General features: G+C 57.5%; 17 protein-coding genes. 9 read left to right on the top strand and 8 right to left on the bottom strand.

The window, feature by feature from the left end; all coding sequences use genetic code 11:
• Positions 1-52: 52 nt before the first annotated feature.
• The 3 genes from H035_RS0103150 (at position 53) to H035_RS18005 (ending at position 1,520) form a co-directional block, all read left to right on the top strand.
• Positions 53-484 (top strand): TlpA disulfide reductase family protein, encoded by a 432-nt coding sequence (locus H035_RS0103150; RefSeq protein WP_161623999.1) that lies wholly within the window; start codon positions 53-55, stop codon positions 482-484.
• On the top strand, positions 481-906 hold the full coding sequence (gene hemJ / locus H035_RS0103145; RefSeq protein WP_026596215.1) for a protoporphyrinogen oxidase HemJ: 426 nt from the start codon (positions 481-483) through the stop codon (positions 904-906). Before H035_RS0103150 ends, hemJ begins: the two co-directional genes overlap by 4 nt.
• A 113-nt stretch (positions 907-1,019) precedes the next feature.
• Positions 1,020-1,520 (top strand): retropepsin-like aspartic protease family protein, encoded by a 501-nt coding sequence (locus H035_RS18005; protein WP_022947551.1) that lies wholly within the window; start codon positions 1,020-1,022, stop codon positions 1,518-1,520.
• Positions 1,521-1,541: 21 nt separating this feature from the next.
• Here H035_RS18005 and H035_RS18000 read toward each other — a convergent pair whose 3' ends face one another.
• Positions 1,542-1,814: an EF-hand domain-containing protein gene (locus H035_RS18000; protein ID WP_051149731.1), complete on the bottom strand. Its 273-nt coding sequence runs from the start codon at positions 1,812-1,814 to the stop codon at positions 1,542-1,544.
• A gap of 292 nt (positions 1,815-2,106) precedes the next feature.
• On the opposite strand from H035_RS18000, the gene H035_RS0103130 reads away from it, so the two are divergent.
• Entirely contained in the window at positions 2,107-2,598 is a 492-nt protein-coding gene (locus H035_RS0103130; RefSeq protein WP_022947549.1) for a disulfide bond formation protein B, read from the top strand.
• On the opposite strand, the gene H035_RS0103125 is transcribed toward H035_RS0103130, so the two are convergent.
• The gene (locus H035_RS0103125) at positions 2,595-3,191 is read right to left on the bottom strand and encodes an HNH endonuclease (protein ID WP_022947548.1); all 597 of its coding nucleotides are present in this window, start codon (positions 3,189-3,191) and stop codon (positions 2,595-2,597) included. The genes H035_RS0103130 and H035_RS0103125 overlap by 4 nt on opposite strands.
• A 369-nt stretch (positions 3,192-3,560) precedes the next feature.
• On the opposite strand from H035_RS0103125, the gene H035_RS0103120 reads away from it, so the two are divergent.
• The 3 genes from H035_RS0103120 (at position 3,561) to H035_RS0103110 (ending at position 9,030) form a co-directional block, all read left to right on the top strand.
• Positions 3,561-5,750: a primosomal protein N' gene (locus H035_RS0103120; RefSeq protein ID WP_022947547.1), complete on the top strand. Its 2,190-nt coding sequence runs from the start codon at positions 3,561-3,563 to the stop codon at positions 5,748-5,750.
• Positions 5,751-6,046: 296 nt separating this feature from the next.
• Positions 6,047-7,372, top strand: a complete 1,326-nt coding sequence (locus tag H035_RS0103115; protein WP_022947546.1) for a lipopolysaccharide biosynthesis protein — start codon at positions 6,047-6,049, stop codon at positions 7,370-7,372.
• A gap of 32 nt (positions 7,373-7,404) precedes the next feature.
• On the top strand, positions 7,405-9,030 hold the full coding sequence (locus H035_RS0103110) for an FAD-dependent oxidoreductase (protein ID WP_022947545.1): 1,626 nt from the start codon (positions 7,405-7,407) through the stop codon (positions 9,028-9,030).
• A 36-nt stretch (positions 9,031-9,066) separates the two neighbouring features.
• On the opposite strand, the gene H035_RS0103105 is transcribed toward H035_RS0103110, so the two are convergent.
• From H035_RS0103105 to H035_RS17980, 6 genes are all read right to left on the bottom strand, one after another.
• Positions 9,067-11,901 (bottom strand): bifunctional diguanylate cyclase/phosphodiesterase, encoded by a 2,835-nt coding sequence (locus H035_RS0103105; RefSeq protein WP_026596214.1) that lies wholly within the window; start codon positions 11,899-11,901, stop codon positions 9,067-9,069.
• A gap of 19 nt (positions 11,902-11,920) precedes the next feature.
• The gene (locus H035_RS0103100; protein WP_022947543.1) at positions 11,921-13,120 is read right to left on the bottom strand and encodes a hypothetical protein; all 1,200 of its coding nucleotides are present in this window, start codon (positions 13,118-13,120) and stop codon (positions 11,921-11,923) included.
• A complete protein-coding gene (locus tag H035_RS22365) occupies positions 13,113-13,730 on the bottom strand; it encodes a hypothetical protein (RefSeq protein ID WP_022947542.1) in 618 nt (205 codons plus the stop codon). The genes H035_RS0103100 and H035_RS22365 overlap by 8 nt, the downstream gene beginning before the upstream one ends.
• 60 nt (positions 13,731-13,790) lie before the next feature.
• A complete protein-coding gene (locus tag H035_RS17990) occupies positions 13,791-14,804 on the bottom strand; it encodes a terpene synthase family protein (protein WP_022947541.1) in 1,014 nt (337 codons plus the stop codon).
• Positions 14,805-14,981: 177 nt separating this feature from the next.
• Positions 14,982-15,911: a carbohydrate kinase family protein gene (locus H035_RS17985; RefSeq protein WP_022947540.1), complete on the bottom strand. Its 930-nt coding sequence runs from the start codon at positions 15,909-15,911 to the stop codon at positions 14,982-14,984.
• A 3-nt stretch (positions 15,912-15,914) separates the two neighbouring features.
• Positions 15,915-16,718 carry an outer membrane protein assembly factor BamD gene (locus H035_RS17980; RefSeq protein ID WP_161623998.1) on the bottom strand — a complete coding sequence of 268 codons (804 nt, stop codon included), beginning with the start codon at positions 16,716-16,718 and terminating at the stop codon, positions 15,915-15,917.
• Between the two features lie 175 nt (positions 16,719-16,893).
• Between H035_RS17980 and H035_RS0103075 the strand changes: the two genes are divergently transcribed.
• Positions 16,894-18,312: an acetyl-CoA carboxylase biotin carboxylase subunit gene (locus H035_RS0103075; RefSeq protein ID WP_022947538.1), complete on the top strand. Its 1,419-nt coding sequence runs from the start codon at positions 16,894-16,896 to the stop codon at positions 18,310-18,312.
• Positions 18,313-18,321: 9 nt separating this feature from the next.
• A complete protein-coding gene (gene oadA, locus H035_RS0103070; RefSeq protein WP_022947537.1) occupies positions 18,322-20,142 on the top strand; it encodes a sodium-extruding oxaloacetate decarboxylase subunit alpha in 1,821 nt (606 codons plus the stop codon).
• Positions 20,143-20,192: the final 50 nt, after the last annotated feature.

Genomic DNA, 20,192 nt, shown 5'->3' with positions numbered 1-20,192 from the left:
CGTCGTGTTGGGCCTCGCTGTCGCCCTAACCGTCGCTATGGGATGGGGGCTCTTGTCTCCGAAAAGACCGCCCGACCTCACTCTTACCACGATCCAGGGGGAAAAATTTCACCTGCACGAACTACGGGGCCAGCCAGTCTTGTTGGCGTTTTGGGCCACGGATTGTCCCGCCTGCCTGCGAGAAATCCCCATCCTGCAGGCCATTCAGCAAGATTACGGTCCGCGCGGTTTGAAAATATTTGCGGTGGCCATGCCCTACGACCCACCCAGCCGGGTGGTCGCCTATACCCAAACCCACGCCCTCGGCTATCCGATCGTGCTGGATCCTGTCGGAACAATCGCCGATACCTTCGACATTGCACTGATTCCCAGCTTGATTTTGATCGCTCCGGACGGCACCCTCATCATGCAGCACACCGGCCTGCCGGATACGGTCGGCCTCCGCAACCTCATCGAAGAACAGCTTGAACGAGGAGAAGCATAATGTGGCTCAAGGCTTTCCATCTGATTTTTATGGTGACCTGGTTCGCCGGACTGTTTTATCTCCCCCGCTTGTACGTCTATCACGCCATGGCCGAAGATGATACCGGCCGCGAACGCTTCAAGATCATGGAGCGCAAACTTTATTTCGGCATCATGACCCCGGGGATGGTGCTGACTTTCCTCTTCGGCTTCTGGATGCTGTACGATTACGCCTGGGCCGTATACGCAAGCCGAGGCTGGCTACACGCCAAATTCGCCCTCCTCGCCGGGCTGGTGGTTTATCATTTGGCCTGCGGCAAGTGGCTATTGGATTTCAAGCACGACCGCAATCGCCATAGCCACCTGTATTATCGCTGGATCAACGAAATTCCCGTTTTGTTCCTGTTCGTCATCGTGATTCTGGCGACGGTCAAGCCATTCTGACATCCCACGAATCGACTATGATTAAACAAAGAGCCTCGTCACGCGACGAGGCTGGATTTTTGGTAATTGAGATTGCCGGAAACAACACCCACCCCCGAATCTGAGAGGCAAAAATGAAGCATTGGCTGGGTTGGATGTTATTTTTTAGTAGCATTACCTCCCCTTATAGCAGCGAACTGACAGTACCTTTGCATGATCCCGGTAGCGGCACCTTCTACGTGACCGGAAAGTTGGCCAATTTGGCACCCACCCAATTCCTGCTCGATACCGGCTCCAGCTATTCGAGCATTGACCAAGCAACACTGGGCTTATTACAGCAACAAGGAGAAGCCGAATACGTCCGCTCCCAAACCGGATTTCTCGCTAACGGAAACCGGGTTAACGTCCCCCTCTACCGGATTCAGCGCTTAGCGATCGGAACCTCCTGTCGGCTGAAAAATATCGAAGTTGCCGTCTTTCCGCAAAGCCAACGACCTATTCTGGGATTAAACGTCTTGAGCAAACTGAGTCCTTTTGTCATTTCCGTCCATCCGCCCCGTCTAACCATCCAGGGGTGCCATCCCATTCAGACATCGAACGAAAAGCCTAGGCCTTCCCTGGCAAGTTCTCCCTAAATCATTATTGAGGCGCTCAATTCACTCCATATCACCTTTCTCTTCATACATTCGCTTCTCCTGCTCCTGCTCAGGCGTCGTAGCCGCTTCAAATCGGGCAAATTCCGCCGCATCCAACATGCCGTCCTGGTTTTTATCGATGGCACTGAAGTCCCGTGTCAGTTCCGGCTGTTTCATGGCTTCATCCATACTGATCTGCCCGTCCCCATCGGCATCCAGGTTCTGGAAGGTGGAGCCGGCCCAGGTGGCAGAGGAAAACAAAACCATTGCCAATCCAATTTTTAAAACGCTCATCACGATCTCCTATTAGCAGTTCAACCGTTGCCTCCTTAAAAAAGCACAATCAATGCCAAGCAAATTATTTATTTTAATATCAATAGGTTAAAACAAAATCTTTTGGCCAGACGAGCATAAGACCGTCGTCGACCCACGACACGTTTCCTTTCCTTTAAAATAAGCGCTTGAATGATCACGATTTCCCTTGTAACCATTACCCGACATTGCCCCCGATCCCTATTGCATGCCCGGACAACTCTGCTAAATTGATGCCCACCGCTAATCACACAGTTTGGATTACTATTAAAAAATGACTCTCACTCCGCGCCTCGGTTTTCTAGTCGGTTTCTTATTCGGCGCCACTTTGCTGGCGGTAGCGGCCTGGTTCCAATTCGTGGAAGATTTGCAACCGTGCCCCTTATGCATTTCCCAGCGGGCATTCGTACTGGTCACCACCCTGGTATTGTTGGCGGGGGCGATCCATAACCCGGCCTCACGAGGACGAAAATTTTACGCCGCCGGCGCGGGTGCAATCGCGTTGGGCGGTGCGGCGGTCTCGGCCCGCCACGTGTGGCTGCAAAATCTGCCCGAGGAGGAAGTGCCGGCTTGCGGCCCCGGTCTCGCTTACGTGTTCGAACACTTTCCCTTGACCGAGACCCTTCGCCTCTTGGTCAGCGGAACCGGCGAATGCAGCGAGGTTTTATGGACCTTCCTGGGACTCAGCATTCCCGCCTGGACGCTGGCGGCGTTCTTGTTGCTGACCGGCTGGTCGGTATGGAACGGCTGGTGTAACGAAGATTAGCCCATCCCCAAGCGTTGATGCAGCGGGCTCCGCCGGGGGAAATGGGCGCGCAGGAATGCCATCTGATCGCTGAGAATCCTGCGCCCTTGAAGGTATATGTATTCGGCGTGGGTGGGCGTGAAGGGAATCGCCAACAATTCCATGCCCGCCTGCTCGGGGGTTCGGCCGGCCTTGTGATTATTGCAGCGCTTGCAGGCAGTCACCACGTTGGTCCAGATATCCGCCCCGCCCTGGGTTAGGGGAGTGACGTGATCGCGGGACAAATCCCGGTGCAAAAGGCGCTGACCGCAATAGAGGCAGATATGATTGTCGCGTCGAAACAAGGTTCGGTTGGTCAAAGGAGGCGTATAGGCCGGATTGTGATGCTTGGCCTGGGGACCCTGGCCGTAAGTGGCGATGATCGAATTGACCTCGATGACGCTTTGTTCTCCACTGCGGGCATTCACCCCCCCGTGTATCCGGTAGAGGGAAGTACCGCAACTGTATGCCACCTGCTCAAGATAATACAATTTGACCGCTTCCTGATAACCGATCCACTCCAGCGGCATCCCGGAAGTGTCGGCGCGCAGCACCTGCAAAGACAAAAAGCTCATATTGCCTCCATCCCGATGGTATTCGACAAAAGTCCTGCCAAGTCAAGAGTTATGCACATGTCTCGAACCTGCGCCGCCGTCTTGTAACAATTCCGGGAACATCATCGCAACCACATGACAAGCATTTGTTTTTATTCATATTTACGACCTGTCTAGAAATTTTACAATTTGATAAAAGGCAAGCGCCTATGCGCCTCACAGATCGATTTCAGCATCTTTTCCACAAACTTATCCACATGATCTGTGAATAAAACTTGCGCCAAAAATTGTTTCCTATGACGATAAAAACCGTTTTACCAGCGCGATAATACTTCAAAATTCGACCTTTCTGAAAGCCCTGAATTCGCAGCGCGAAGAAATCGTTAGTCTATGGTCACCATTCTCAAAGTCGCCGTTCCCGCCCCCATCCCCACGGTCTTCGATTACCTCCCTCCCCAAGCGGCCTACCCAGAGCCTCCTCTTCCGGGCACGCGGCTCATAATCCCATTTGGACGCAAGCACCGAATCGGCATCTTGCTCGGCGTGGACACCACCACTGACATCGATCCGAAGCGTCTTCGGCCGGCGGTGGAATTTTTGGACCGGGCGCCGCTTCTGGGAGCCGACGATCTGGCATTGCTGCGCTGGGCGGCGCGTTATTACCATCACCCCATTGGGGAAGTGACCCTAAGCGCATTGCCGAACCTCTTGCGCCAGGGAAAACCGGCCCGTCTCCACACCGGCATTCAATTGCGGCTAACCTCCGTCGGACAAACCGCCAGCCCCTCGGCCCAAGCCACCAAGCAAGCCGCCTTGCTGAGCTTACTGCGACAATATGACGGAATGTTGACCGCCACCCACTTGTCCGATTTGACCTGGGATTGGCGTGCCCCGGCAAAGGCGCTTGCAGACAAAGGCTGGCTGTCCATAGAAGCGGAAACCCTTGAAGCTGGAGCAAACCTTCCTCCGTCCTTCCAACCCAATCCCGCCCAACAGCAGGCCATTGATGCGGTCACCCAAGACTTGGATCGTTTCCGGGCGTATCTGCTGGAAGGTGTGACCGGAAGCGGCAAGACCGAAGTCTATCTGGGAATCATCGAACAAACGATCGAACTGGGTCGCCAAGTATTGGTCCTGTTTCCGGAAATCGCCTTGACCCCGCAATTGGAAACCCGCTTCCGCCGTCGCCTGACCTGTCCCATCGGCGTGTTTCATTCGGCCTTGAGCGACACTCAGCGTCTCAACGCCTGGCTTCGCTTTCAGCGGGGCGAATTACCCATCCTTCTGGGCACCCGATCGGCGGTATTCACGCCCATGGCCCAACCGGGCTTGATTCTGATCGACGAGGAACACGACCCTTCACTCAAACAACAAGAAGGATTCCGCTTTTCGGCGCGGGACGCGGCGGTGATGCGGGCGCGGCGATTAAACATTCCGATCGTGCTGGGTTCGGCCACTCCGTCCCTGGAAAGCCTGTACAACGTCCGGCAAGAACGCTACCTCCGGTTGCATCTTGCCCGGCGCGCCGGCAGTGCCCAAGCGCCCACCCTCCAACAAGTGGACATCCGCAATAGGAAACTCCGGGCGGGACTGGCCCCGGCGACGCAAAAGACAGTTCAAGCCACCTTGGCGCGCGGAGAACAGGTGCTTCTGTTTTTAAACCGGCGCGGCTTCGCCCCCGTCCTGACCTGTCACAACTGCGGCTGGATCGCCGTTTGTCCGCGCTGCGACGCCCGCCAAGTCATCCATCGCCGCGACCGCCATCTGCGCTGCCATCATTGCGGCAACGAAGGGCCCCTGCCGACCCGTTGTCCAGATTGCCGCTCCGAGGATTTACGCGCCCTCGGCCAAGGCACCGAGCGCCTGGAAACCGAACTGAGCGAATTGTTTCCCGATAACCGCATCGCCCGCATCGATCGCGACGCCACCCGCCGCAAAGGCAGTCTGGATAAGCTCATCGAAGCCGTCCACGCCGGAGAAATAGATCTGCTTTTGGGCACGCAAATGCTGGCCAAAGGCCATCACTTTCCCAACGTCACCTTGGCGGTCATCGTGGACGCCGACGCGGGGCTTTACAGCACCGATTTCCGCGCTCCCGAACGGATGGCGCAATTGATCGTGCAAGTGGCGGGCAGGGCCGGACGAGCCGACAAGCCGGGACAGGTACTGATCCAGACCCGCCATCCGGATCACCCTCTCCTGACCGCCCTGCTTCAGGGCGGGTATTCGACATTCGCCAATCAAGCCTTGGAAGAACGCCGCCAGGCGAATCTCCCTCCCTACACGCAGCAGGCATTGCTACGGGCGGAAGCCAACGACCCGGCTATTCCTCTCCAGTTCCTGGAACAAGCGGCGAACTGCGCCCACTCGCTGAGCGGACCCGACATGCTGATTTTGGGGCCGGCTCCCGCCCCCATGCCCAAACGCGCCGGCCGCCACCGCGCCCAGCTGCTCCTCCAAGCCACCGCGCGCGCGCCCTTGCATCGTTTGCTGGATGGTCTCCTACCCCAGCTGGGAGACCTCCCCAATGCGCGCAAAGTCCGTTGGTCCCTGGACGTGGATCCTTTGGATTTATATTGAAATTGTCGGGCCGTGATGCAAGACACATCGAGCTCGCCCGAGAATTCCACGCATTGCCTGATGTAGCCACTTTGTACTTATATTAAAATATTTCTGAACTCAACACCTTAGCGAGCCCTCCTCGCAAGATCCATCCATCGGCAACCCATTAACCCGAATTTGAACGGACAACCAAATTTCCTAATGCAGCGGATATGGAAGAGATCGGATTCGTGGAATCATCGATCTCCGCTGTCGATCGACGCAAGCCACCACCGGTTCTCCGTAACCCTCGGCACTGACGGCCGCCAACCTCGATGAGCAAAGCCACTGCTCCCGAAACGAGCGCCCTGGGCCGGGTCTTGCGCAACTTCCTGCATCTGCTCGGAGGACGCAGCGCCGCGGGCATACTCGCCTTTGTCGCCACGCTTTACAGCGCGCGGGTGCTCGGCTCGGCCGAATTCGGCACCGTGGTTCTGGTTCATGCCTATGCGTCCCTCTGGCGTGGTTTGGTCAATATCAAGCCGTTCGAAGCCATCGTGCGCTACGGCGTTCCCTTACTGGAAGAAAAAGATCGCCACGGCCTGGGACGTCTTCTCCGGATCATGCTGCTGATCGACTTCACCAGCGCGATTGCGGGAACGGGGTTGGGCATGGCAGCGGCCTACTTCGCCGCCGATCTCTTTTCCTGGCCCGAGGGAACCGCCCGCATCGCGGTCTGGTATTGCCTGGTGCTGCTCGCTTCGGGGACGGCCACCGCCAACGGGATTCTCCGAATCTTCGATCGCTTCGATGTCATTGGCCGGGTCCACATCGCGGCCAGCATTGTCCGGCTCGGCGGAATCCTCGGCGTCACCGCCGTCTTCGGTGCCACGATTCCAATGATTGCAGGCGTGTGGGCCGCGGCGCTCGGAACCCAATATCTGACCATGCAGTGGCTGGGGTGGCGGGTGATCAGAACCCAATTACCGCGAGAGGCGCTGTTCGGCCCCTTCGAATTCCAACGCGTCAGCGCCGAGCACCCCGGCATCTGGCGCTTTCTCAACATCGTCTACTGGCAAAGCTCGCTCGACCTGGTGCCCAAACAAGTCGGTACCTTATTCGCGGGCTGGCTCCTGGGAACGGAAGGGGCCGCGCTCTACCGCATCGCGCGCGAATTCGCCAAAATGGTTTCCAAGCCGGCGCTATTCGTGCGCCAGGCCGTTTATCCCCACTTGGCGCGCCTGCGGCATCGAAACGACGGCGAGTTTAATCGGGTTCTCTACCATCTCATTGCCATCATGGCCGGTCCTGCAATTATTTTGACGGGATTGTCCATTTGGCAGGGAGATCGATTGCTGGGCCTCACGGTCGGACAAAGCTACGCCGCCGCCGGCGTGTTGATGAGTTGGCTTATCGCAGCGGCGGTACTGGATCTCGTCGGCGCCCCGCTGAGACCGGCCGCTTATACCCTCAACCGCGCCGGCGCGGTCTTCCGGCTGCAATGTGCCGCTTCAATCGCTTATATTGCCTTGTTCGTGACTCTCTCCCAAGTCCTCGGCTTGATTGGCCCGGGCGTGGCGACCTTGGCCATGCAGAGTTTATCCTTAGCCGGGATGACGATCATCGTCCGGCGCCCCACAACGCGTTTGGAAAAGGCTTAACAATAATCCAGCAACCAAGTACGGAAGCGTAAATGATTGAAAACTTGCAAGCCCATAATGACGGCGACCGCATCGAGTGCGATATCGCCATTGTCGGTGCGGGCGCCGCGGGCATCACCCTTGCCCGCGCGCTCGCCAACGCCGGATTGGGCGTCTGTCTACTGGAAAGCGGGGGACTCGACTTCGATGCCGCCACCCAAGCCCTCGCGCAAGGAAAAAATGTCGGCTCGGAGTACTACGACCTGGTCGATTCACGGCTGCGTTTATTCGGCGGGACCACCAGCATCTGGGGCGGCCGCTGCACCCCGCTTCAGGACATCGATTTGCAAACCAGACCCTGGGTGGCGGAAAGCGGCTGGCCGCTGACCCGCGAACAACTATCGCCGTATTACGACCGGGCGTGTCGCGACCTGGAACTCGGCGACGGCCTCGGCGAGGAAGAGCGCTGGGAGGACACGACCCTCCGAGGCTTCGGTCTCGATGCCCAGTCGTTCAAGACTCGGCTGTGGCGGTTCGACGACGTCGCCGAGCGCTTCAACGCGGCGAAATGCAAGGACATCATCGAATCGCCTTCCGTGCGCATCCTGCTCAACGCCACGGTGACCCATATCCAAGCCAACGCCCATGCCAGCGCCGTCGAGCGGCTCGAAGTCAAGACCATCGGCGGGCTGCGAGCCGAGGTGGTCGCCCGCGACTACGTCCTGGCGACCGGTGGGATCGAGAACGCACGTCTTTTGCTCGCTTCCAACGACGTGGAAGCCAACGGCATCGGGAACCGCTTCGACCAAGTCGGCCGCTACTTCATGGAACACCCCCACGGGCGCGCCGGCATCCTCGAGCCGCGTCGGGGATTCGCTGTATGGGCGGCTTTTCAGCGCCGCTTTCATGCCGACCGATGCGCGACCGCGCCGGTATTACTGCCGAGCCCGGCGCTGCAACGCGAACGGGGAATCCTGAACAGCGCCTTGACTTTCAAGCTGCAGCGCGATCCCAGTCGAGGACTGCCGCTGCGCAAACGCCTCTATCAACATATCAAGCACGAGTTCCACCCGACCGCCACCAACCGCAACCTGTGGCATCGCTACCGGGCCACGCGCAAATGGATTCAGCGCCGGTTGCGAAAACCGGTCGAACGGATTCATTATGCGCTGGGACGCAAACGCGTTCACGTCATGGTGCGCGCCGAGCAAGCCCCCAATGCGGATAGCCGCGTCACCCTCGATCAAGCGCGCGATGCGCTCGGCATGCCGCTTGCTAAACTGGATTGGCGGTTATCGGAAATCGACAAACGCTCGGTGGCCGAGCTGACCGCTCAGCTGGACGCCGATTTCCGCCGCGTCGGCATCGGCAGGCTGGATATGGCGGACTGGCTCCGGGAGCCGGGCTCAGCGTGGCCGGTCGATCCCACCGTGAGCAACCACCCGATCGCCGGCTACCATCATATGGGCACCACCCGAATGAGCAGCGATCCCGCGCACGGCGTGGTAGACGCCGATTGCCGCATCCACGGTTACGCCAATCTTTTCGTGGCGGGAAGCTCGGTATTTCCAACCGGCGGTTGGGCGAATCCGACCCTCACGATCGTCGCTCTCGCCCATCGGCTTGCCGATCACCTCATTCGGCGCCAAAAAATACCTGAAAAATCAGCGGATCGGTGATCGCTTGGAATCGATCCCCATAGGCACGACTTCCATTCAGGGACCCGGCCGACCAATATAATACCCCTGCACATAATCCACCTGAAGCTCGCGCAGTAGCCGCAAGGTGGACGCATCTTCAACCCCTTCCGCGATCACTTTTTGACCATAGCCGTGGGCCAAGGTCGTAATTGCCTGGACGAACGCCCGATCTCGCGGATCACTGGCCAATTTGCTGATGAACGAACGATCGATCTTCACGTAGGCGATGGGTAGATGCTTCAAATAATGAAAGGATGCGAAACCGGCACCGAAGTCGTCGATTGCAAAGTGAAAACCCAATTCGGTCATCTCATCCATCACCTTGCGCGCCGCCGTGATATCCGTGATGGCCGCCGATTCAGTCACCTCGAACAGTAGTTGCCGCGGATTCAATAATCCCTCTTTAACCGCCGCTTTCAATGGCTCGGTCCACTGGACGTCGGTGAGGGCGTTGGCCGACAAATTAATCGACAAGATGGGCCCTTCCCGGTGTGCCTTGGTCTTGGTCAGCACCCGAAGCGCTTCTTCGACGACGAATCGATCGATCGATTGGATGAGGCCGGAGCGCTGGGCTGCATCGATAAACGCACCGGGCAGGACCAAAGTATCGTCTTCTTGCTTGAGGCGCAGCAAGGCTTCGTGATAGAAAACCGCTCCACTCACCGTGTCCGCGACGGGCTGAAAATGGAAAAGGAGGCGCTTGTCGTTCAACGCTCGCGTAATGACGTCCTTCCAATAGACCCGCTTCCCTACCCCTTCGCGAGCCTGATCCTCGAAGGAGAAAACGTGGAACCGCCCCCTGCCCGACTGCTTGGCGGCGTACATGGCCAAGTCCGCGCTGGCCATTAAATCCTGAACCTGGTCGCCGTGTTCCGGAATCATGATGATCCCGATGCTCGCAGAGATCCGATAAGTCTTGCCGGCATAGTGAAACGGCGCTGCCATAAGGCCTTCGTTCAATTCCTGAGCGAACTTCACCGCTCCCTCGGCCCGGGTATCGGGCAGCAAAACCGCAAATTCATCCCCCCCCAGGCGGGCAACCACGTCGGAACGTCTCGCCCGCTCCTTCAACAGCTTCGCCAGCATCTTTAACAGCGCATCCCCTGCCGCGTGACCACTGCTATCATTGACATCCTTGAAGTGATCCAGATCGAAAAAGATCAACGCGCCGATCCGTGGCGTTCGCGCCAGTTCGGCCAAAGTTCGCTCCAATTCTTCCTGAAAGCGGTGCCGATTAAACAAACCAGTAAGGGGATCGTGATTGGCCAACCAGGACAATCGTTCTTCGGCGCGCACGCGGTCGGTCACATCCAGACCCACCGATAGAACGGCGATTTGGCTGGCATGAGTTTCCCGAAGGCGCGTGTGGACCCAAACGATGTTGCGCAACGTACCATCGCGGCAACGGAGTTCGGTTTCATGCTGAAAGCGTACATCTCCCTCCCCGGGGCGCTGTTGCATCCATGCCAGCACATCATCCGCAGAATCTTCGTAATGGAGTAGCGATGAAAATGATTTACCACAAATTTCTGCTGGAGAAGATCCGGTCAGTTTTACCCCTTGTTCGTTGATCGTTTTGATGATGCCGTTCTGAGTCTGAGTCACGATAATCACATGGGCAGCATTGAGCAGACCGCGGACGAAGTCACGTTCATCCGATAGTTCCCGGTTTTTTATGGCCAGTGCTTCGGCCTGACTTTCCAGTTGGTGCGACAGGGTGGTTGCCGTCTCATCCAGAACGTCGATTTCATCGTAAAGGTTGATTCTTCGATGCCGGGCAAGCAAAGACGCGCGCGCATCGATATAGCGTCCTCGAGCCAGTAAAGGAAGCGTATTCGCCAAACGTTTTAGACGCCGGGTGGGAGCGCGAATTAGTAACAGAAGCATCAGCTCCCCGATGACTGCGATGGCGCCGGCCTGGAGCAAAACGCTCATGGTCGAGCGGTGGATCCTGGAAAAAGCATCGGTCACGTCGGAAACCAGAATGACGCGTCCGTTAGGCGCTTCGATAAGCTCCCTAAGCGGTATTTGGTGGAGCGCATAAATCGACTTATGCCACTGAACGAATACGCCCTTGCCCAATTTGTCCGGATTGGTGTACTGGGTCGCCAAATAGGTCAGGAAAGGACGGAGGGTTTCCCGGTTGGTAAGCGCCACATTGCGTCCCGGCCACGTTTGTGGCGAGTTTTTTTGCCCCTCTTCGAGGACGAAGATCCCAATATCGGTGCCGGTCACGGCGCGGAAATCGAGAACGAGATCGGCGATCGATTGAGTAAGCCCTACCACGCCGGCATTTTGCCCCTTGGAAAGCACCGGCACCAAGGCACGCAACACACATTCTTTATAACAAGTTAACAGAGCGCTTGGAGCTTCCCGTTCCCGTACCCGGATGACAAAAGGGGCGATTTCAGATACCGAAAGACGGGGTGACTCGGATTGCGGCCATTGCCAGACGAACCGCCCTCCGTCATCGAACAGCTGAATACTTTGCAAATCGAGTTCGTATCGGATCGTGGTTAAACGGGAAAGGCTCTCCTTGGGTAACAATTCTGCATCGCTGGCCGGAGAAATTCGCGAGTAATCCATCGACATCGCCACCACCGACCCTAAGCGCTGCAATCGATCCGCAGACCGCTTCAACAGTCCACGCATTTCTTGCTCCATGGTGACAAAGCGTACTTGCAACTGCTCGTTAAATTGCTCGCGGAGATAGAAGTAATTCAAAAAACCAAAAGTTGCCGTCAACGCCACGATGAGCAGGCTGAGATGGAAGAATCCTTTCCAGTGCAGACTGACGAATCGATGGATTCTTTTAGGAGCTCGCTTTTTCCTTTTCGGTGGTTGATGCATAAGACGGAATCAGAACTACTCAAAAACGGAATGACGCCATCAAGGTAAATAAATGCCAATAACGATCCCCCCCCCCGCTTCTGAGTTCCGGGTTATCCTTCTCCGACGCCCACGCTGTCCCGTCGATGTAATGATATTCCCCTACCAACAGCCAGTGACGCGCCAACTCCCAACGAGCGCCAACGGTGAGATCCCGAGCAAAAAACCGGTGTCGCGGTAGGCCGGTCAATTTGGAGGTTTCGCGGCCGTCGCGATCATCCACGTTGGCGAAAAAAACATCGTAGCGTGCCAACAGCGACCATTTGGGATTGAGGCGATACTGTCCCTGCACGTAGAAACTTTCCGACGTGTTTTTTAAGGTGTCCCCCCCCGGCGTAAACCCACTGCGCTCAGTAATAACGCGGCCGTATTCGGCGGTTAGGGTCCAATTTTCCGCGTTGTATTGCATTGAGGCCAAGGGATATTGAGTTGTTAAGGTGCCGGAGGATACCCCTAAGGTCGATGAATGAAAATCCCGGTCCAAATCCACAATCGAGAACATCAGACGAAACCGACCCGCCAACCACTCATAAGTGGCGCGACCGATCAACATGGGTCGCCCGTTGAGGTCACCTTGAACATCGGGTATGCCGGTCAGAAATTCCGCTGCTCCTCCCGTCTCGTCGAGGGGATCGGCCACCAGAAACTCCGTACTGATGGCGTGGTCACCGTGAGCGTACCGCCCATAAAGCAGTCCGCCATCCGAGGAGATCATCGCTTGCCTCAGTGCAAGGCTGTCAAAATACACCGACTGCGGGAGGAGGACCCCGGGGCGCGTCCAAACCACGTCCCGGGTGTCGTTGTAGAGACCGAAAGGGTTTTTGACCCGCCCCAGCCGTATCCCCAAGGTACTGGTTTCTCCCAAGGGGACATAGTAGTCGAGCTGAGCGAAATCGAGCCGCACCCCTTCCTCGTCGGAAGCTCCCGCCTGACGGAACAGGCCCTGGGCCGAAACCAGCAATCGGTTCCAAGGGCGCAGGGAGACATTGAGACCCACCTCGGTAAAATCAAAACTGCCGCCATCCCGGCTGCTACCAAAGAAGTCATTGCCTTCGGTCAAGATATAGCCTTGACTTAGAAACCCGTGCACTTGCCAATCGATGAGTTCCTTATCCGCCAGGGCCTGCATCCAAGGTCCCCACAGGCAAATCAACGCGATGAAACGAATCTCTTTACTCATAAACGTTCGTGCATTTATTATTCTTTTCACGAAGAGCCCTCTGTTGAATCACGTACCCGATGGCACCCGAGGTCGCATCGAGTCGAGTAGCCATCTCCTGGATGCTTTCTACTTGAATCGGTGTTTGCCCCGTTCCCGAGTAGACGAGTCGATCCCAGGCAGCGCGCAGCTGATAGGGATAGACACCCAAAACCTCTTTAGCGAAACGTCGGTGTACCGGATTGTCGTCCGGCAGGACGAACACCTTGATAGGAGTGCCATCCGACCAAGAGCGCTGCCGCATAAAGAAAATTTCACGAATACTCTCGCTAGACAGATTCGTAGCCCGCCCCTCCGAATCACAAACCTGAACCTCGGGTTCCGCAAAAACAAAAGCGGGCCAGCCGCCATACATCACAATCGACGTGTTCAGCAGAAGCCAAGCAAGCTTAACTATGACATCCTTTTTCCAGGCAAACTTCAGGATTTCCGGGATCCGTCCAATGCGCCTGGCGGGAAGTTTTGAGGCAGGATTAGCGGGAGAATGGCGAAGCTCAACCTCTATCCGGTGGTTCGAAATCCGGAAAGGCAATAAACGCGCAGCCGGTCTACGCGGGGTTTGCTGGCACATGCCCCCACCGGCAATTGGATGAAAAATTATTTTTTCGGGACATCGTTAGCCGGGCCCTACTCAGATACCCGCTTTAGTAACTTGGCCCCTGCTGCGTGAATGAGGAAGGTGGTTGGTTTGAATACCATCGGTTCGATAGCGAGCGGATTCATAGCCCCAATCGAGGTTACCGCGCATCCAAGAGCGCAAAATTTCGACGTAGCGGCGAACACCTTGGGCGTGACGAGTCGGGAATAAGGGAAGACGTTCTTCCAAAGCAATGAACTTTCGGACTTCCTCGTTACACATTTCCGTTGCCCGGACCACCGCCTCCTGCAGATCCAACTCGTGTTCGTAGCTCAGTGCAATAACTAAATTGTGAATATCTTCTTGTTCCAATTCCTTTTGCAAGGAAAGGACATCATTGGACCAGCACACGACATTGTTGGCCATCAATGCCAACTGTTCGATCGCAGTGTGTTTTCGAATCTCGAGCGGCAAAGAAATGCGCTCGATAATCTCGATCAGCTCAATATCCGTATACAAGCCACCGGTATAGGGACGCATCTTTGTATACGTTGCTACATCGGGATAAACCTCCCGGGAACGATTTTTCGCTTCCCAGACGGAAGACTCGAAATACTCTTCGACACTGTGAATAAATCGGGCTTGCCAAGACAATGAACCCCTCGCCCGCATACGCGACCAGAGATCTTGCAACGCTTTGTCCAGCCCCCCGTCTTCCGTGGAACAGGGGCACCCCATGAGGATATTGAGGAAGCGTTCGTGCAGAAAGGTCAACTTGGCGGGATCTTTGCCGACTCCCGTCTCGTCGCACTGATCGTCGCGAATAAACAACCAGGTATTCCAATCGGAGACCAACTTGAGTTCTTCTTCCGCAGCAGTGGGATAGGCTCGGGCCGCCAGCCAGCCGAAGCGAGACGCCGCCAACCGGCGGAAAGCGTCGTCATCGACCACCAATTCGAACCGCCGAACCCAGTCCAGGGTATGCTGATGGGCGATATCGGCGTATGGATTAACCCGCTCGGGAAAAGGACAATAAAACTCGGGTACATAGATAAGTTGGGACGTCATGCTCTCCCCCACAAGTGGTATCAAATTTTGTTATTTTCCGGGCAGTCATTGAGCGCAGCTGGCCAGTCCGGTCGTAGCCTGACGCTCTGTCAGAATGCGTCTTTGCGCCCCCATTGCCTTCTTTTTGGACAGTAGGTTTCTAAAGCGGGCTTTGTTTGCTTCCATACCTAATGTAGCTTACAAACTTTCAGCCGACCCGCCCCTATTTTCTTCTATTTGGATTTCCCGGCAAAACGCCTTCACTGCTTCTCGTCCAGGAATCCCGGGTCGGGCTCCCATTTGGGTGCAGCACAAAGCCGCCGCAGCGCTGGCGAAACGCAACGCATCCGCCCACGGAACCCCCTCGGTGACAGCAACGGCAAATGCGCCGTGAAAGGTATCCCCCGCGCCGGTCGTATCCACTGCATCGACCGGGAACACCGACATTTCACCATACTCATTTCCGCGCTGCCAAATCAAACCTTCCTCGCCTAAAGTGATGACCGCCGCCGGCGATTTGGCCGCCAGCTCCTCCAGCGCACGGCGAGGTTCATCGCACCCCAACCACTGGGCGGCGAATTTCCGCGAGGCGATCAGATAATCCACCTCGAACATGAGCCGGCGGGTACCCTCGTGCAGCGAACCGGCGTCGAGTACCGTGGCCGCACCTCGATCTCGAAAATGGGGCAACCAATGACAAGAAACATGGGGTTCATGACCGTCGAACAGAACGACTTTGGCGTCGAGCCCGGACAGATCCACCGCGTCTGCCGCAAGCGGGCGGGTGGCGCCGCGGTAATTGACCAGGGCCCGTCGTCCGTCAGGCTTCACCAGGATCGTCGACAAGGGGGTGGGCGAATCGCCGCGGCAGATCCAGTTATCATCCACCCCGTCTTGAATCAACTCGCGCCGATGGGCTTCGCCGTACAGATCGCGTCCCAAATAACCCGCAAACGCCGCCCGGCATCCAAGCCGTGACACCGTAACCGAGGCGTTGGCGGCCGGTCCGCCGCCGCAGGCGATCAATCCGGTAGCGGTACATTTTTCGTCCGGACCGGGATGATGGGGGACGGAAAACACCAGATCGTAGGCGGCATGCCCGATACAAATTACATCCACTGCTCGCATCGCTTAATCCCAACGAAACAACCAAAAGACCCAGCCCAACAGCGTCTTGGGCTCCTTTTCCAATGTCGGTTCGGTGTCGCCGTAATTGAGAGCGTAGATACGGGCCGCCTGATCGGCCAGATCGTCCATCGTCAGTTTACGGTACGCCTGCTCCATGATCTTCAAAGCGTGCGGTATCGCGGTGGTGCGAGGGTAATCCCCCACAATTCGAGCGGCTCGGTTGGCCGCCGCCTGATAAGCCTCCCGTTCCATGTAGAATTGCGCCACGCGCAACTCGTGCATCGCCATCAGATTGAATAAGGCGTTTTTGCGCTGCTCGGCTTCCTGGGCGTATTCGCTATCGGGAAACTTCTCCAGCAAGGTGACGAAATCCTGATGGGCGTCCTTGAGCGGGTTGACATCGCGCTTGGTCAGATCAATGGGCAAATAGCGCTCGACGAAACCCATGCTGCGATTGGTATTGATCAAACCGCGCAGGTAGTAGGCGTAATCGAGCCGTTCGTGGGTGGGATACATTTTCATGAAACGGTCCAGGGTGGCCAAACCCGATTCGGTCTCCCCCTGCTTGTAATGGGCGTAGGCCAAATCCAGCAATACCTGGGGGCCGTAACGACCGAACGGAAAGCGCGACTCCAGCGCTTGATACAATTCGATCGCCCGGGTATAAGCGCTCGCATCCAGTTTTTCCTTGGCCTGGCGGTACAACTCCTCTTCCGGAAGCACCTCCACCGGCTCCGGCTTGTGTTCGAACAGTCCCTCCAAGGTCCCACACCCGACCAAGGCCAAACACAAGCTTAATATCCACATCAGCCGCATGCTGCTATCCCCTGAGCCTCAAAAATCCTACGAGTATATGCGAAAATGGGCCGATATTTCCGCTATGATCTCACGCGAGGCTGCAAAATTGAATTTCCTTGAACTGCGGAAATTGGTATCCTGCATCCTCCCGAAATGATGCCGCGCATCATCACATCGAAGATTTATGCTGCAAAAAATCCTCATCGCCAACCGCGGCGAAATAGCCGTCCGGATCATTCGCGCCTGTGCCGAAATGGGGATTATATCGGTGGCGGTCTACAGCGAGGCGGACCGCCATGCGCTCCATGTCAAAAAGGCCGACGAGGCCCACAGCCTGGGCGACGATCCCCTGGCCGGCTACCTCAACCCCCATAAACTGGTCAACCTGGCCTTGGAGACCGGCTGCGACGCCATCCATCCGGGCTACGGCTTCCTGTCGGAAAACGCCCAGTTCGCCGAGATCTGCGCCCGCCGAGGCATTCAATTCATCGGTCCGGATGCGGACACCATCCGCCGCATGGGCGACAAAACCGAAGCCAGAGCGCTGATGCAATCGGCTCGGGTGCCGGTGGTACCGGGCAGCGAAGGCAACCTGAAGGACGTGGACGAAGCCTTGGCGTTGGCGGGCAAGATCGGCTATCCGGTCATGCTCAAGGCCACCTCCGGCGGCGGCGGCCGAGGCATTCGCCGCTGCAACGACGAAGCCGAACTGAAACGCAACTACGAACGCGTGGTTTCCGAAGCCACCAAGGCGTTCGGCTCGGCCAAGGTCTTTCTGGAAAAATGTATTGTCAATCCGCGTCACATCGAAGTCCAGATTCTGGCCGACCGCCACGGCAACGCGATCCACCTGTTCGAACGGGACTGCTCGATCCAACGCCGCAACCAGAAATTGATCGAGATCGCCCCTTCCCCCCAGCTCAGCGAAGAGCAACGCCGGACGGTATGCGAGCTGGCGGTCAAAGCGACCCGCGCGGCGGGTTACGAAAACGCCGGGACGGTGGAATTTCTTCTCGACGCGGAAGGCCATTTCTACTTCATGGAGATGAATACCCGCATCCAGGTGGAACACACCATCACCGAGTCCATCACCGGGGTGGATATCGTCGAGGAACAAATCCGCATCGCTTCCGGGTTGCCGCTGCGTTACAGCCAAGACCAGGTGCAGAAACGCGGTTTTGCGGTCCAATTCCGGATCAACGCCGAGGACCCGCGCAACGAATTCCTGCCCAGTTTCGGCCGCATTACCCGTTACTACGCGCCGGGGGGGCCGGGGGTGCGCACCGACACCGCCATCTACACCGGCTACGACATCCCGCCCTATTACGACTCGATGATCGCCAAGCTCATCGTCTGGGGATTGACCTTCGAAGACGCCATCGCCCGAAGCCTGCGCGCCCTGGACGACATGGACATCAGCGGCATCAAAACCACCCGTCCCTATTACCGGCAAATCCTCAACCATCCGGATTTCCACGCGGCCCGCTTCGACACCAGCTTCGTCGAGGCCCACCCGGAACTGAGCCGCTACTCGGAGAAACGTAGCAAAAGCCACATCGCTACCGCCTTGGCGGCCGCCATCGCCGCCCACGCCGGACTGTAAGGAGCAGCCATGAGCAAAGTACACATCACCGACCTGATCTTGCGCGATGCCCATCAGTGCCTAATCGCCACCCGCATGCGCACCGAAGACATGCTGCCGATTTGCCCCCAATTGGACCAAATCGGCTACTGGTCCCTGGAATGCTGGGGAGGAGCCACCTACGACGCCTGCATCCGGTTCCTCAAGGAAGACCCCTGGGAACGTCTCAGGCAATTGCGCCAGGCGCTCCCCAACACCCGCCTGCAGATGCTGCTGCGCGGGCAAAATCTGCTCGGCTATCGCCATTACGCCGACGACGTGGTGGAAGCGTTCGTGGCCCAGGCGGCGGCAGGCGGCATGGACGTGTTCCGCATCTTTGACGCCCTCAACGACCTGAGAAATCTGGAAACCGCCATCGCCGCGGTCAAGCGCGCCGGCAAACACGCCCAGGGAACCCTTTCCTACACCGTCAGCCCGGTCCACAGCGTCGAAGGATTCGTGGAGCAAGCCAAGGAACTGGCCAAAATGGATTGCGACAGCATCGCGATCAAGGACATGGCCGGCCTGCTCACTCCCAAGGTAACCGCCGACCTGGTGCGGTCGATCAAACAAGCGGTGAGCCTTCCCCTCCATCTCCACTGCCACGCCACCTCGGGTCTGGCGGAAATCTGTCACATCAAAGCGGTGGAAAACGGCTGCGATCATATCGATACCGCCCTCTCCTCCTTCGCCGGCGGCCCCAGCCATCCGCCCACCGAGAGCTTGGTGGTCGCCTTGGACGATTTGGGCTTTGATCCCGGCCTGGATTTGCCCGCCTTGGAGGAAATCGCCGCCTATTTCTGGGAAATCCGCTGCAAATACCAACGCTTCCAGCCGGAATACATCGGTCCCGATCCCCGGGTCCATATTCACCAGGTCCCCGGCGGCATGATTTCCAACCTTCACAATCAACTGCGGGAACAGGGCGCCCTGGACCGCTTGGACGAAGTCTTGGCGGAAATTCCCAAGGTGCGCGAGGACTTGGGCTATCCGCCTTTGGTGACCCCCACCTCCCAGATCGTGGGCACCCAGGCGGTCATCAACATATTGAGCGGAGGCCGCTATCAAACCATCACCAACGAGGTGAAACGTTACCTGCAGGGCGGCTACGGCAAGCCGCCCGCGCCGGTCAACGAAGCGCTCCGGCAAAAAGCGGTGGGCAAGGAAGAGATCATCGAATGTCGCCCTGCCGATCTGCTGAAGCCGGAAATGGAAACCCTCCGCGAACAGATCGGGGAATTGGCCCAATCCGAAGAAGACGTCCTCACTTACGCCCTCTTTCCGGACGTGGGTCGCCACTTCCTGGAACAGCGTGCCGCCGGCACCCTGCAGCCGGAACCCATCGAACCGGTCACCGAAGCCGCCGCCACCCAGGCGGCCCCCACCGAATTCAACATCCATCTCCACGGGGAAACCTATCACGTCCGGGTCACCGGCGCCGGTCCCAAACAGCAGCCGGAAAGACACTTCTACATGGTGGTGGACGGCGTGCCGGAAGAGGCCGTCATCGAGACGCTGGATGAAGTGGTCCTCAGCGGCGGCACCGAAGGGGCCGTCCCGCGCCGCCTCAGCAGCAAGCGCCCCAAAGCGGAAAGCGAAGGGGACGTGACCCTGTCCATGCCGGGCAATATCGTCGAAGTCCTGGTCAAGGAAGAGGATACGGTCAAAGCCGGCGATCCGGTTTTGATCGTCGAAACCATGAAGATGGAAACCGAGGTCCAGGCGCCGATTTCCGGCAAGGTGACGGAAATTTATGTGGTCAAAGGGGATTCGGCGACACCGAAGGAAGCTTTGCTGCATATTGAACCCTGACCGATCCCCCCAGTAATCGCTATGAACAAGCTGTCCCGCTGCCGGGGGAC

The organism is Methylohalobius crimeensis 10Ki, assembly GCF_000421465.1.
Taxonomy (GTDB): domain Bacteria; phylum Pseudomonadota; class Gammaproteobacteria; order Methylococcales; family Methylothermaceae; genus Methylohalobius; species Methylohalobius crimeensis.
The sequence above is the reverse complement of the archived record's forward strand: the minus strand, read 5'-3'. Positions and strand labels throughout refer to the sequence as shown.